Source organism: Salegentibacter sp. Hel_I_6 (assembly GCF_000745315.1).
GTDB lineage: Bacteria > Bacteroidota > Bacteroidia > Flavobacteriales > Flavobacteriaceae > Salegentibacter.
This window is the reverse complement of sequence record NZ_JQNQ01000001.1, coordinates 2,524,300-2,538,769: the sequence shown is the minus strand read 5'-3', so window position 1 is coordinate 2,538,769 and position 14,470 is coordinate 2,524,300. Positions and strand designations below refer to the sequence as shown.

Sequence of the window (14,470 nt, the reverse complement as noted above, 5' to 3'; positions counted from 1 at the left end):
GGAATAAAAAAAGCCTCTAAATCATTGATTTTGAGGCTTTTTAGGATATTTTGGTGCTTTAAAAGCGGTCTGGACGAGACTCGAACTCGCGACCCCCTGCGTGACAGGCAGGTATTCTAACCAACTGAACTACCAGACCGTTGCGTTATTGCGAGTGCAAATATACACCTGTTTTATAATTACACAAACCTTTTTTTAAAGTTTTTTTCAGCTTTTTTTCTTTGCTTCAGGCAAACTTTTGTCTTTCAATAAAATAGGTCGTCAAAATTTTATCGAAGTTTTTATTAATATCGGCTTCCACATAATTAATCTTATATTTAGCGCATTCCAATTTCAGGTCAGCCACATATTTTTGAACCGCCTTTTGGTAACTTTCTCGAATATTTTCAGAATAAAGATCTATTTCAGCCCCGGTTTCCACATCGGTAAATCGTTTCGGGATATTTTCAAAGTCAAAATCGAATTCCCGCTTTTTATCCATTACGTGAAACAAAACAACTTCGTGCCGATTGTATTTTAAATGCCGTAAAGCTTCAAAAAGCGCTGCTTCTTCGGTATCGGCCTGAAACATATCGGTAAACAAAAACACCAGGGAACGTCTTTTTAACTTTTCGGCAATTTGATGCAGAAAAGTGTAAGTTTTAGTTGCTTTATGAGTTGTTTTCTTCCCCAGGCTTTTATTTAATGCATCCAGTAACATATGCTGATGCCGATCGCTGCCTTTTTCAGGCGCGTAGAACTCAAATTCATCGCTATATATGCTAAGCCCCACTGCATCGCGTTGGCGCTTTAAAATCTGCATGATACTGGCTATGGATAATACCGAAAAACCAATCTTATTAAGAGAGTTTACCGAAAATTTCTTCACTTCAGGATAATGCATCGAAGCCGAATTATCCATAATAAAATGGCAACGTAAATTCGTTTCCTCTTCGTAGCGTTTTGTGTAGAGCTTATCGGTTTTAGCAAAAAGTTTCCAATCTATATGCTTGGTACTTTCGCCGTTATTGTAAATCTTATGTTCGGCAAATTCTGCAGAAAACCCGTGAAACGGACTCTTATGAATTCCCGAAATATAACCTTCTACAACCTGTCTCGCCAAAAGTTCTAACTGGGTAAACCCCGCAGCCGAACTATATATTTCTTCTTTTAAATTCATACTCCACTAATATAAGAAAAGCGCGAGTTACCGCATTGCAATAGCAGTCAAATAAAAAACCCGGTACAAGACCGGGTTTTTGATAATTATATAAATGCTAAATTTATAGCAATTCGTCTAAAGCTTCAGCGTAAGTATTTTTTGGCGCAACGCCTACCTGGCGGCCTACTACTTCTCCATTTTGAAAAATAAGTACAGTTGGGATATTTCTCACCCCATACTTGGCAGCAAATTCCTGGTTAGCATCAACATCTAGTTTTCCTACCACGGCTTTCCCGTCATATTCAGTACTAATTTCGTCAATAATTGGTCCTACCATTCTACAAGGTCCGCACCATGCAGCCCAAAAATCTACCATTACAGGCTTGTCGCTTTTTAGCACCTGCTCTTCAAAATTTGCATCAGTTATTTCAATAGCCATAATTGTCTGTTTTTCTATTATACTTAAAGTGTAAAATTAGTCAAATATTTTTGCTTTCCTTACACAAGCGATATTGTATTTGATTATACGCTTATTCAGGTCGTTTATTTGGCGGTTTCCCCACGCTCGTAGCGCGGGGTCGGGCTTTCAGCGCTACACGGTAGCTGGCTTCAATCCCTAACCGGAAAAATTAGTTTCCAGTGGCAGTGGGCAGTGAATAGTAAAATATAATTATTATTGAAATTATGATTTATCTAGATAACTGCAAATTGCTAAAGAAACCAAAATAACAGATAATAAAAGATTGCCGCAGTCGCCTAAAAAGCCTCCTTCGCAATGACGAAAAAATATTCGTGCATTCGTGGCTTTAAAAATTTATTACTGCTTACTGTTACTGAAAAACTGCCAACTGAAATCAATTCAACTTATACATCACCTGTTCATCTTCCAAAGTATGTAAAAGCTCTTGCGAAATTTTCACTTTTTGTTTCTTACTCGGCATATGTAATTTCACCTGTTCCTTCATTTCATACACTACAAAATTCAGTTTATGATCACCTCTGTGGGTTCTAAAAACATCTTTAAACCAGTTAATTTTCTCTTCGTGGAGATCAGCAATATCCAGTTGAATCGTGAGCTTTTTTGCAAATTGATCCATCACATCGTGCAACAAATAAATGTTGTTAAACTGAATTCTCGGTTCTCCTTTTTTACCGGTTTCTTTATTCGTCCAACCTTCTTTCACAAAGATCTTGATATGCACAAAGGAATTTGGAACCAGGAAGTGCCTGAATTTTAAATATTCCTCTCCAAACATTCTAAACTCATAAGTATCGGTATAATCTTCAACCGAAAACATCGCCCAGCCTTTACCCATTTTTGATACTCTGTGCTGTACATCGCTTATCACCCCACCAAAGGTAAGGTCTCGGTTTACGCATCTTTCCAAATCATTAAATTCTCCCAATTTAGAGTTACAGAAATAATCCATCTCATACCTAAAATCGTCCAGCGGGTGACCCGAAATATAGATTCCTACCACTTCCCGTTCTCTTCTCAGTTTTTCCATAGTGCCCCACTCTTCACAAGGTGGCACAACAGGTTCTGGAATTTGTACTTCACTGGCTTCTCCAAACAAACTTACCTGGGAAGAGTTTTCATTTTCCTGGAATTTTGCAGCATACTTGATCACTTTTTCCAAAAAGGTGATTCCGTCACCATCATCGTGAAAATATTGCGCGCGGTGGGTATCGCCAAATCCATCGAAACCTCCAGCGAGCGCCAGGTTTTCAAAGGCTTTTTTATTAGCCGAACGCAAATCAATACGTTTTGCCATATCAAAAATAGATTTATACGGCCCAGCTTCTGTTTTTCGGTTTTCCACAATAGTAGCAACAGCCCCGGAACCTACTCCTTTTATGGCGCCCATTCCAAAACGAACGGCATAATCTTTATTTACCGAAAACTTATAAAAAGATTCATTTACATCTGGCCCCAGTACATCAAGCTTCATTCGCTTACATTCTTCCATAAAGAAAGTAACCTGCTTAATGTCATTCATATTATTAGAAAGCACCGCTGCCATATATTCCGCAGGATAATGCGCTTTTAAATAGGCGGTTTGGTAAGCGATCCAGGCATAACAAGTAGAGTGAGACTTATTAAAAGCATAAGCGGCAAAAGCCTCCCAGTCTTTCCAAATCTTCTCCAAAACATCACGCGGATGCCCTTTTGCTTCACCACCATCTAAAAATTTCGGTTTTAATTGTTCCAGTAAGGCGAAGATTTTTTTACCCATTGCTTTACGTAAAACATCGGCTTCACCTTTACTAAAGCCGGCTAGTTTTTGCGAAAGTAACATCACTTGCTCCTGGTAAACCGTAATTCCGTAAGTTTCCTGGAGATATTCTTCCATTTCGGGTAAATCGTAGGCAATTTCCTCGTCGCCGTGCTTTCGGGCAATAAAACTAGGAATATATTCCATAGGCCCCGGGCGGTACAATGCGTTCATGGCAATAAGGTCATCAAAAACCGTAGGTTTCAGATCCTTCATATGCTTCTGCATTCCCGGCGATTCATATTGAAAAATCCCTACCGTTTCCCCGCGCTGGAAGAGCTTATAGGTTTCTTCATCATCTAAAGGAAATTCATCGGGCACCAAATCTATATTATGCCTGCCTTTTACAATTTGAACCGTGTCTTTAATAAGGGTTAGTGTTTTTAACCCTAAAAAGTCCATTTTTAGTAGTCCGGCGCTTTCTACAACGGAGTTATCAAACTGCGTAACATAAAGATCGGAATCCTTTGCTACCGAAACCGGCACATAATTGGTAATATCTCCCGGAGTGATAATTACCCCACAAGCGTGAATCCCGGTATTTCTAACCGAGCCTTCCAGAATTCTCGCCTGGTTTACCGTTTGTGCTTCCAGATCGTCCCCTTCAGCAATATTTAAAAGTTCGTTTACTTTCTCTAAATCTTCACTCCTGAATTTCTTTTTGAGTTCCTTCTCATCCATTCCAAAGATCTTCCCGAGCTTGGACATGGTGGGGATCAATTTCGAAATCCTATCGGCATCCCCCAGAGGAAGATCCAGCACTCTGGCGGTATCCCGAATAGAGGACTTTGCCGCCATAGTGCCGTAAGTGATAATCTGCGCAACCTGGTTGGCACCGTATTTTTGAATTACATAATCCATCACCCGGCTTCGACCTTCATCATCAAAGTCAATATCAATATCGGGCATACTTACACGATCGGGATTCAGGAAACGCTCAAAAAGCAGGTCGTACTTAATAGGATCTATATTGGTAATTCCCAAACAATAGGCCACCGCACTTCCCGCCGCTGAACCACGGCCCGGACCAACAGAAACGTCAAGATTCCGGGCTTCGCGAATAAAGTCTTCCACAATAAGGAAATAACCGGGATAACCGGTATTTTCAATAACCGAAAGTTCAAAATTAAGTCGGTCTTCAATATCCGGGGTAATTTCTTCATATCGCTCTCTAGCACCAACAAAAGTGATATGTTTCAGGTAAGCATTCTCCCCTCGTTTACCTCCATCGTTTTTATCTTCTTCTACTAAAAATTCTTCAGGAATGGTAAAGGCAGGTAATAATACATCACGGGCCAGCTCAAAAGGCTCAATCTTATCTACAACCTCCTGCACATTACTAATGGCTTGAGGTAGATCTTTAAAGAGATTTTTCATCTCTTCGCCACTCTTAAAATAATATTCCTGGTTTGGCAAACCATAACGGTAACCACGACCACGACCTATTGGAGTCGCCTGCTTCTCCCCGTCTTTTATACACAGTAAAATATCGTGAGCATTGGCATCTTCTTTCGCGCAATAATAAGTGTTATTGCTCGCCACCAGTTTTACATTATGCTTTTTAGCAAAATCTACCAGCACCGTATTTACACGGTTTTCATCTTCCTGATCGTGGCGCATAATCTCTATGTAAAGATCGCCTCCAAATTCTTCTTTCCACCAAAGTAAAGCTTCCTCAGCCTGGTGTTCCCCAACATTTAAAACCTTACTCGGCACTTCACCGTAAAGGTTACCGGTAAGTACAATAATATCTTCTTTGTATTCCTTTATAATCTCTTTGTCAATTCTCGGCACATAATAAAACCCATCGGTATAAGCCTTAGAAGACATTTTTGCCAGGTTATGATAGCCTTTTTTGTTCTTAGCCAGCATCACCACCTGGTAGCCATTATCCTTTCGGGATTTATCTGCGTGATTTTCACAAACAAAGAATTCGCAGCCTACAATACCTTTCAATTCTCTGGCTTCTGCCGGCTCATTATTGGCAAGCGAAGCTTCATTCTTTGCTCTAATTGCTTTATTATAATCTCCTATTTCTTTCACAAAATGAAAAGCCCCCATCATATTTGCATGATCGGTAAGCGCTACAGCAGGCATGTTATGTTCTGCAGCAACATTTACGAGATCTTTTATGCTTATAGTAGATTGTAAAACCGAAAACTGAGAATGGTTGTGTAAATGCGAAAAAAGAACCTCATCAAGCTTTTCGAGGTTTTCCTCGATTTCTTCTGTGGTAATTTCTTCGGTAGGTTGTTGCTTCTGAAGTCTTTTTCTAATCTCTTCAGAAGCCTTCTTAAGGTTAATATGTTTTAACCCAATAAGCTTTATTCGCTGCGGATTAGCTTCTGAAAAATTCTCAAAATAATCTGCAGGTACATCAAGCTGCTCCTTTGTAAAAGCTCTTTGACGCACCAATTCCAAAAAACACCTGGTAGTCGCTTCCACATCGGCAGTAGCGTTGTGGGCTTCGCCAAAAGGTTCATCGAATAAAAATTCGTGTAATTCGGTTAGGGTGGGTAATTTAAATTTACCGCCACGCCCACCGGGGATTTTACACATTTGTGCGGTTACTTCGGTACATGTATCCAAAACCGGTAACTCCTGGAGGTTATTTTCCATCGCTTCCCTATGGAATTCGGCACCCATAATATTCAGGTCAAAACCTACATTTTGTCCTACTACAAATTTGGTTTTATTCAGCGCTTCCTGAAATTTCTCTAGCATTTCAGTTAAGGAAATTCCTTCTTCGGCAGCAAGTTCGGTAGAAATTCCGTGTACTTTTTCAGCATCATAAGGAATATTGAAACCTTCGGGCTTTACCAGGTAATCCTGACTTTCTACAAGTCGCCCCATTTCATCATGCAACTGCCAGGCAATTTGTATACATCTTGGCCAGTTATCAGAATCGGTTAAAGGAGCATCCCAGCGTTTGGGAAGACCGGTAGTTTCGGTATCAAAAATAAGGTACATGCGCGGCGAAAATTAGGAATTAAGCTGAATGTCAGTCGATTATTTCAGAAGAAAAATCATCTGCTTCGAGGCTAAAATTACATATAATTTAGCGCAGCCTCAAGTTAATTTTTCAGGAATTATCAACGTTTTATAAGCTGCGTTCTATCAAGCTTTTCGCAATATTTTGCCATAAAAAAGCCTCACAAATACCGTTTCCGGGAACCTGTGAGGCCTATACGAACACTAAAAACTACTACTTCAATCAAACATCTGCTCGTACACTTTTACATTATTAATGCTACTTTGTATATTTTGTTGCTGCCTGTTAAGTTTAGAACTAAGTGTGGGCGGCAAATCTTTTTCTTTGGTTATATCTTTATAATCCTCCAGCGCTGCTTTTTCTCCACGAAGACTTTCTTCCAACATACTTTCGTCATTATCTCCAACCGAGGATTTTAAATTCATCCAGGTGCGATGCATATCTCCTTTTACGCTACCATCATCTTTTGGGGTCTGGCCGTAACCAGCTATCTCTTCCCTCAATTCTTTGATAAACATATCACGCTCTTCAGATTTTTGCCTGAAATATTCCTGCAATTTCTTATTCTTCGCGTTTTTTGAAGCAGAATGAAAGCCCTCTTTTGCGTCATAACTCTTCTCCAGTAATTCGTTGAGCTTTTCGCCCATTTCTTCTTTTGTTCTCATAATTAGATTGGTTTTAAAGAAAGATTAGGCTTTAAGCTCTAAACTTTTCAATTTATTCAACGAGGCTACAATTTGATTTTTTTGCTTCATCAAAATATTAGCCGTGGAAGGCGGAATTTCAGGATCTTTTAGAACCTCTTCATATTCATCTGCCGCCACTTTTTCACCCCTAACTGCTTCCTCTAAAGCAGCCTCATCTTTATTTGAAGAAAGGCTGGTTTTAAGGTTCATCCACGTACGATGGGCATCACCGGCTAAACTGGAACCTTTATCGGGATTTTCCCCAAAATTGCGGATTTCAGTTTTAAGCTCGTGGCCAAAATCGTATCGTTCCTGAGCCCGCTCAGAAAAAAATGCCCTTAACTGCGGATCCTGAGCATTTTCAGCAGCATATTTATATCCTTTCTCGGCATCATAATTCTTTTCAAGCAACATATTTAGTCTCTTAGAGACCTTTTCAGAATAACTCATTTGATTAATTTTTGTAATATTTTCTATCATAAAGATAAAACGCATAACCCACAGCAACAACCTGTTTAACAGGGTTTAGCACTAATTAACTGCTTTTAACAGCTCAGTAGTTTTTTAACCAAAAAACTTCCTAATTACCTCATATCACATCAATCTAAAGGCTTCAAATATATTTAAAGCCAACTTCTTGTGAATTAGAAAAATGTAGTATCTTTGCAGCCTTATTAATAACCGGGGTCGGGAACCCCACAATTTAATTTTTATGCCAGTTAAATTAAGATTACAAAGACACGGTAAAAAAGGAAAACCTTTTTTCTGGATCGTAGCCGCAGACGCGCGCTCAAAAAGAGATGGTAAATTCTTAGACAAATTAGGAATCTACAATCCAAACACCAATCCAGCAACTATTGAATTAGATGTAGACGGAGCGGTAAAATGGTTAGAAAATGGTGCGCAGCCAACAGATACGGCTCGTGCTATCCTTTCTTACAAAGGAGTTTTACTTAAGAGACACCTTGCAGGTGGCGTTAAAAAAGGTGCTTTAACTGAAGAAGAAGCTGAGAAGAAATTCGAAGCCTGGTTGGAAGAAAAAGAAGCTAAAATAACTGCCAAAAAAGACAACCTTAGTAAAGAAGAACAAGAAGCTAGAAAGAAAGCTCTTGATGCTGAAAAAGAGGTTAATGCTAAGCGTGAAGCTGAAGCAAAAGAAGCCGAAGGGGCAGCTGCTGCTGAAGCTGAAGGTGCTGCAGTAACCGAAGAAGGTGAACCTGAAGCAAATGCAGAAAAGGAAGTTGATCAAGAGACTGCCGAAGAAGCAAAAACTGAAGAAAAAAAAGGCTAAAACCTTAACTGGCGATGACTAAAGGTGAATGTTTCTTTTTAGGAAAGATCGTTGGTAAATTTAGCTTTAAGGGCGAGGTGCTTATTAAATTAGACACCGATGTGCCCGAAATGTATTTAGAAATGGAATCAGTGCTCATTGAATATAATGAGAACCTGGTTCCATTTTTTATTGAAAGGAGTAACCTGCAAAAAAGCACTTTACTTCGCGTTAAATTTGAGGATATTGAAACCGAGCAGGACGCTGAAGATCTTATTGGCGCTCTCACCTATCTTCCACTCACCATGCTTCCAGATCTGGAAGAAGACCAATTTTACTTTCACGAAATTATTGGTTTTGATGTAATAGACTCCACTCACGGCAATATTGGCAAGATCACTTCTATAAACGATTCTACCGCGCAAGCACTATTCGAAATTCAACACGGCGAAAAACAGATCCTTATCCCTATGAACGATGAGTTTATTGAGAAGATAGATAAGGAAAACAAGACTATCTATCTAACTACTCCGGAAGGTTTGGTGGAATTGTATCTTAGTTAGCAGTTTTTTAGTTGGCAGTTTTCAGTTGTTTTAAACGTCATTGCGAGAAAGGCGATAGCCTGACGTGGCAATCTCTTTTTTTTCAAAATTTCTCATATCACTATTTATTCTTTTCAATTGTAGCGTCATTGCGAGAAACAAATCGACAATATGAGAATTGTGACGCGGCAATCTGTTATTGCTTTCCCAAATTTCTTTAGTTAAATTTCCAAAGAAGAGATTGCTTCAGCCATAAAAAATGGCTTCGCAATGACGGTTAAATTGTTCCTCGTCCTTGCGAGCGACCGAGGAGCATGGCAATCTATTATTAGTTTTCCGAATCTTCTTTAATAAGATTTCCCTACTATGAAATTGCTTCAGCTGCAAAAAAGCAGCATCGTAATGACATCTCACATAATTTCTTCACTGTCAGCGAGCGACGAAGGAGCCCGGGAATCTTATTTTGGGTTAGCCTAAAATCATATCTTCAGAAAGATCATTCCAATCTGGATTCTGATTATTTATAAGTTTTTCCTTTCTCGCCCTATTTCCTCCTTTGATTTTCTTTTCATATTCAATTGCCTGATTTATTTCAGTAAATTCCTGAACATAAACCAGTTTATCACAATTATACTTCGCTGCGAATCCTTCATAAATTTTAATTTTATGTTCATAAATCCTTTTCTGAAGATTGGAAGTAACTCCAGTATAAAGAACGGTATTGTTTCTATTAGTAAGAATATACACCCAGGATTTTTCATTCCTAAATTTATAATTCAATACTAATATTAAAAATAAGGGGATTTACGCGTTTCTGGTTGAGATTGCTTCAGCTGTTAAAAAGAAGCAGCCTCGCAATGACGGTTAAAGTGTTGGTCATTGCCAGGAAGGCGATAGCCTGACCCGGCAATCTGTGGAATAAAATCCGTTTTTTTCACCAACAGATTGCTTCAGTCGTTCCTCCATCGCAATGACGGTATTTTATTCCTTTAGAAAAACTACGCCATCATTTCTTCCCAACCAAAAGCTTCAGCGATGGGCTGGTAAACCACTTTACCGTTAATAATATTTAAGCCTTTTTCCAGATCAGCATCCTCGGCACAGGCTTTCTCCCAACCTAGTTTAGCCAATTTTAAAACATAAGGAAGCGTAACATTGGTAAGCGCAAGTGTAGAAGTGTGTGGTACTGCACCCGGCATATTAGCCACGCAGTAGTGCACAACATCATCTATTATATAAACAGGATCTTCATGGGTTGTTGGCCTTGTAGTTTCTATACATCCGCCCTGGTCTACAGCAACATCAACAATTACACTGCCTTTTTGCATGTCCTTTAGCATATCGCGCGTAATGAGTTTTGGTGCTTTTGCACCGGCAATCAATACTCCGCCGATTATAAGATCGTGGGTTTTAATATGCTTTCTTATATTGAATTCATTAGAAAATTCGGTTACCACATGGCTAGGCATAACATCGTTTACGTAGCGCAAACGATTCATATTAATATCCATAATAGTAACCTGGGATCCTAATCCAGCCGCCATTTTCGCAGCCTGTATACCTACAACTCCAGCTCCCAAAACCAGAACTTTCCCTGGTCTTACCCCGGGAACTCCCCCTAACAAAAGTCCTTTCCCTTTTACCGGTTTTTCAAGATACTTGGCTCCTTGCTGAATTGCCATTCTCCCGGCTACTTCAGACATTGGCGTAAGCAATGGCAATGTACCTGAAGCATCTTCCACCGTTTCATAAGCAATACAAACCGAACCACTCTGCATCATCGCCTCGGTAAGTTTTTGATTGGATGCAAAATGGAAATAGGTAAACACCACCTGGTCCTTCTTTACCAGCGAATACTCCTCTTCAATAGGCTCCTTTACTTTTACGATCATTTCTGCAGCCGAATAAACCGCTTCTATGGAACCAAGAATTTCTGCACCGGCTAATTCGTAATCATCATCTAAAAATCCGCTGCCTTCCCCGGCCGTGGTTTGCACATATACTGTATTACCGCTTTTGGTTAGTTCTAAAACACCAGCCGGGGTCATCCCCACTCGGCTTTCGTTGTTCTTAATTTCTTTTGGGACACCAATTATCATAAGTCGAATATTTTGCAACGAAAATAATTCAATTTATTTACAAATTAAGGGGTGTGTTTTAAATATATTGAATTAATTGATTAGGGCGCTCAAAAAATAGGGGGTATTTATAACAAAAATATATTTTAATGGATTTATTTTTATTTTTAAAGGGGGTGAGGTGATTAAATCTATCTTTCGAATTATGCTTTTCGTAAAAATGAAGCTTTTCCGAAATTAAAAATCCGTTCCCCAATAAGGAAACGGATTTTTTCAAATTTTTAAATAAATAAATCTTCAAATCGATATTATCCCACAATATTTACAATTTTTCCCGGCACTACAATCACTTTTTTAGGTGAGCGACCATCTAATTGTTTTTGAGTTCGTTCATCTGCCATAACGGTTTTTTCGATTTCATCTTTAGGCATATCCAGTGGTAATTCCATTGTAAATCGCATTTTCCCATTGAAGGAAATTGGATAATTTTTGGTGCTTTCTACCAGGTATTTTTCTTCAAAAACCGGATATTCAGCGGTTACTACAGATTCTGAATGCCCTAATTTATTCCAAAGTTCTTCTGAAATATGAGGCGCGTAAGGTGCTAATAAAATAACAAGAGGTTCAAGAACTTCCCTGCTATTGCATTTTTGTGCAGAAAGCTCATTCACACAAATCATAAACGTGGAAACCGAAGTATTAAAACTAAATTCCTCGATATCTTCAGTAACCTTTTTAATGGTTTTATGCAGACTTTTTAAGGAATCGGCTGAAGCTTTTTCTTCGGAAACTTCAAATTGCTCGCCGTTGTGATACAATTTCCAAAGCTTCTTAAGAAAGTTATGCACTCCTGTAATTCCTGCTGTATTCCATGGTTTTGCCTGTTCAAGTGGCCCAAGGAACATCTCGTACATTCTCAACGTATCAGCGCCGTAATCTTCACAAATATCATCGGGGTTTACCACGTTGTATTTAGATTTCGACATTTTTTCGACTTCTCTTTGTACTAAAAATTTTCCAGATTCACTGGTTATAAAAAAAGATTCCTTATAATCTCTATAAAGAGCATGATTCCGGAAACCAGCAATATCTAACTCATCAGAAGTATTTATCAAGTTCACGTCAACTCTTAATGGAACAGCGTTCGCAAAATCAATTCTAAAGGATTTTAATTCTACTTTAAATTTATCAGTTAATTTATTTTTGAGATCTTCAGTAGCTTTTTTTAATAAGTTAGTCTCACCCAACTCTCGAGCAGCAATGTACTCATCGTAAGAAATAAAAATTAAATGTTTATTCAAATATTCTGATATATCTTCAGCAGTTTCCTGCTCCCAAAATGTTCTTATACTTGCCCTGTAAATTATTGCACTCTGCCCCAAAATCATTCCCTGGTTGATCAACTTTTTAAAAGGTTCTTCTACCGAAAGCTGTCCGCGATCGTGAAGAAATTTTGTCCAGAAACGGGAATATAATAGATGACCGGTGGCGTGTTCGCTTCCACCTATATATAGATCTACATTTTCCCAGTAGTTTTGAGCTGCTGAAGAAACGAATTCCTCAGTATTTCCGGCATCCATATAGCGGAATAGGTACCAGGAGCTTCCCGCCCAACCAGGCATCGTATTCAATTCAAGAGAAAAAACAGTTTTGTCGTCGATTTTATCATTAGAAACAACTTCATTTTTTTCGGTATCCCAGGCCCAATCGGCAGCATTTCCTAAAGGTGGTTCGCCGGTTTCTGTGGGTAGGTATTTTTCAACTTCAGGAAGATGCAAAGGCAAATGTTGCACATCTATCATTTGCGGCATTCCCTTTACGTAATACACCGGGAAGGGTTCACCCCAATAACGCTGACGGCTAAAAACCGCATCGCGCAATCTATAATTGGTTTTTCCGTAACCGTGACCGGTTTTTTCCAATTCTAAAATCACTTTTTGAAGTGCTTCCTTATATTCGAGTCCGCTAAGGAAATCGGAATTTGCGATTACCGTTCCTTCTTTTCCGGAGAAAGCAGCCTCAGAAATATTGGCATTTTCAAAGATATTTTTAATCGGAATATTAAAATGTCTGGCAAAATCATAATCCCGCTGGTCGCCACAAGGCACAGCCATTACGGCACCGGTTCCATAACCCGCAAGTACATAATCGCCAATCCAAATAGGTATTGACTCACCGGTAAAAGGATGCTCGGCATAAGCGCCGGTAAACACCCCGGTAATACTTTTTACATCGGCCATACGTTCGCGCTCGCTGCGTTTTGCACTGGCGGCAACATAGGCTTCAATTTCTTCTTTTTGCTGAGGCGTGGTTATCTTTTTAACCAGTTCGTGTTCCGGAGCCAAAGTCATAAAAGTCACTCCAAAAATAGTATCGGGCCTGGTGGTAAAAACTCCAATTTTATCATCAGAATCCTGAACATTAAAATCTACGTGTGCCCCAACCGATTTCCCGATCCAATTACGCTGACTTTCCTTTAAACTTTCAGTCCAATCCAGTTGATCTAAACCTTGTAATAAACGTTCTGAAAATGCTGAAATTCGCATACTCCATTGCGTCATTTTTTTACGAACTACGGGATAGCCGCCACGTTCTGAAACGCCATTAACAATCTCGTCGTTAGCTAAAACGGTCCCCAGTTGCGGGCACCAGTTTACTTCGGTTTCAGCTAAATAGGTAAGTCGGTATTTTAATAATATTTGTTGTTTTTCTTCCGAAGAAAAAGTATTCCAGGCATCAGCTGAAAATTCCTGAACCTCATCATCACAGGCGGCATTTAAACGAGAATTCCCTTCTGAAGCAAAAATTTCTTCAAGCTCTGAAATATCTTTTGATTTATCAGCTTCCAAATCATACCAACTATCAAAAAGTTGAATAAAGATCCACTGCGTCCATTTATAATATTCGGGATCACTGGTGCGAACCTCCCTGCTCCAATCGAAAGAAAAGCCGATTTTATCGAGCTGCTCCCGATATCTTTTAATATTCTTAGCTGTGGTAAGCGCCGGATGCTGCCCGGTTTGAATGGCATATTGCTCGGCAGGTAGGCCGAAACTATCGTAACCTTGCGGATGCAACACATTATGCCCTGTATGGCGTTTGTAGCGCGCATAAATATCGCTGGCAATATAACCTAGCGGGTGCCCAACGTGAAGGCCGGCACCTGAAGGATATGGAAACATATCCAAAACATAAAATTTCGGTTTATCGGAAGAATTGCTGGCGCGAAAAGTTTGGTTTTTCGCCCAGTATCTTTGCCATTTGTCTTCAATATCGTTAAAGTTGTAACTCATTGTTCTATTTTTCTTAGCTGCTGATTACGCGCAAAGCGGCTCCACATTATTGGCTGCAAATTTACAATTTTAAACCACTTATGGGAATTTAGGGAGAAGGGATTAAGAAGTAAATACGCTCAGATTTTTTACAATCTGGATTTGATTCATTTTTTAAACCCTGATTATTACCTTGAATAGTTAACTTCTTCC

Annotated in this window: 10 protein-coding genes and 1 tRNA gene; 2 read left to right on the top strand and 9 right to left on the bottom strand. The window is 39.2% G+C overall.

Translation table 11 applies throughout. The annotated features are described in order from the left end of the window. Positions 1-65: 65 nt before the first annotated feature. From FG27_RS11170 to FG27_RS11145, 6 genes are all read right to left on the bottom strand, one after another. A tRNA-Asp gene (locus FG27_RS11170) sits at positions 66-139 on the bottom strand. A gap of 87 nt (positions 140-226) precedes the next feature. After that, positions 227-1,159: a DUF58 domain-containing protein gene (locus tag FG27_RS11165; protein ID WP_037319057.1), complete on the bottom strand. Its 933-nt coding sequence runs from the start codon at positions 1,157-1,159 to the stop codon at positions 227-229. A gap of 103 nt (positions 1,160-1,262) precedes the next feature. Continuing rightward, positions 1,263-1,580, bottom strand: coding sequence for a thioredoxin (gene trxA, locus FG27_RS11160; RefSeq protein WP_037319056.1), 318 nt, complete (start codon positions 1,578-1,580; stop codon positions 1,263-1,265). 415 nt (positions 1,581-1,995) lie between these two features. Then, positions 1,996-6,387, bottom strand: coding sequence for a DNA polymerase III subunit alpha (dnaE, locus tag FG27_RS11155; RefSeq protein ID WP_037319055.1), 4,392 nt, complete (start codon positions 6,385-6,387; stop codon positions 1,996-1,998). A gap of 240 nt (positions 6,388-6,627) precedes the next feature. Continuing rightward, the gene (locus FG27_RS11150; RefSeq protein WP_037319052.1) at positions 6,628-7,074 is read right to left on the bottom strand and encodes a PA2169 family four-helix-bundle protein; all 447 of its coding nucleotides are present in this window, start codon (positions 7,072-7,074) and stop codon (positions 6,628-6,630) included. A gap of 24 nt (positions 7,075-7,098) precedes the next feature. Beyond that, positions 7,099-7,545: a PA2169 family four-helix-bundle protein gene (locus FG27_RS11145; RefSeq protein ID WP_037322183.1), complete on the bottom strand. Its 447-nt coding sequence runs from the start codon at positions 7,543-7,545 to the stop codon at positions 7,099-7,101. 262 nt (positions 7,546-7,807) lie between these two features. On the opposite strand from FG27_RS11145, the gene FG27_RS11140 reads away from it, so the two are divergent. Together FG27_RS11140 and rimM are read left to right on the top strand one after the other, a co-directional pair. Next, positions 7,808-8,386 carry a 30S ribosomal protein S16 gene (locus FG27_RS11140; RefSeq protein ID WP_037319049.1) on the top strand — a complete coding sequence of 193 codons (579 nt, stop codon included), beginning with the start codon at positions 7,808-7,810 and terminating at the stop codon, positions 8,384-8,386. Between the two features lie 14 nt (positions 8,387-8,400). Further along, on the top strand, positions 8,401-8,928 hold the full coding sequence (gene rimM, locus FG27_RS11135; RefSeq protein WP_037319046.1) for a ribosome maturation factor RimM: 528 nt from the start codon (positions 8,401-8,403) through the stop codon (positions 8,926-8,928). 447 nt (positions 8,929-9,375) lie between these two features. Here the strand turns inward: rimM and FG27_RS11130 are convergent, their stop codons facing one another. The 3 genes from FG27_RS11130 to FG27_RS11115 all read right to left on the bottom strand — a co-directional run bounded on the left by FG27_RS11130 (position 9,376) and on the right by FG27_RS11115 (position 14,278). Then, positions 9,376-9,687 (bottom strand): GIY-YIG nuclease family protein, encoded by a 312-nt coding sequence (locus FG27_RS11130; RefSeq protein ID WP_037319043.1) that lies wholly within the window; start codon positions 9,685-9,687, stop codon positions 9,376-9,378. Between the two features lie 218 nt (positions 9,688-9,905). Beyond that, a complete protein-coding gene (gene ald / locus FG27_RS11125) occupies positions 9,906-11,006 on the bottom strand; it encodes an alanine dehydrogenase (protein ID WP_037319041.1) in 1,101 nt (366 codons plus the stop codon). Positions 11,007-11,293: 287 nt separating this feature from the next. After that, positions 11,294-14,278, bottom strand: a complete 2,985-nt coding sequence (locus tag FG27_RS11115) for a leucine--tRNA ligase (RefSeq protein WP_037319035.1) — start codon at positions 14,276-14,278, stop codon at positions 11,294-11,296. Between the last annotated feature and the right edge of the window lie 192 nt (positions 14,279-14,470).

Coding starts and splice junctions, on each gene's coding strand:
- FG27_RS11140 (WP_037319049.1), top strand. CDS start 7,808: ATGCCAGTTAAATTAAGATTACAAAGACACGGTAAAAAAGGAAAACCT.
- rimM (WP_037319046.1), top strand. CDS start 8,401: ATGACTAAAGGTGAATGTTTCTTTTTAGGAAAGATCGTTGGTAAATTT.
- FG27_RS11165 (WP_037319057.1), bottom strand. CDS start 1,159: ATGAATTTAAAAGAAGAAATATATAGTTCGGCTGCGGGGTTTACCCAG.
- FG27_RS11145 (WP_037322183.1), bottom strand. CDS start 7,545: ATGAGTTATTCTGAAAAGGTCTCTAAGAGACTAAATATGTTGCTTGAA.
- FG27_RS11115 (WP_037319035.1), bottom strand. CDS start 14,278: ATGAGTTACAACTTTAACGATATTGAAGACAAATGGCAAAGATACTGG.
- FG27_RS11150 (WP_037319052.1), bottom strand. CDS start 7,074: ATGAGAACAAAAGAAGAAATGGGCGAAAAGCTCAACGAATTACTGGAG.
- ald (WP_037319041.1), bottom strand. CDS start 11,006: ATGATAATTGGTGTCCCAAAAGAAATTAAGAACAACGAAAGCCGAGTG.
- trxA (WP_037319056.1), bottom strand. CDS start 1,580: ATGGCTATTGAAATAACTGATGCAAATTTTGAAGAGCAGGTGCTAAAA.
- dnaE (WP_037319055.1), bottom strand. CDS start 6,387: ATGTACCTTATTTTTGATACCGAAACTACCGGTCTTCCCAAACGCTGG.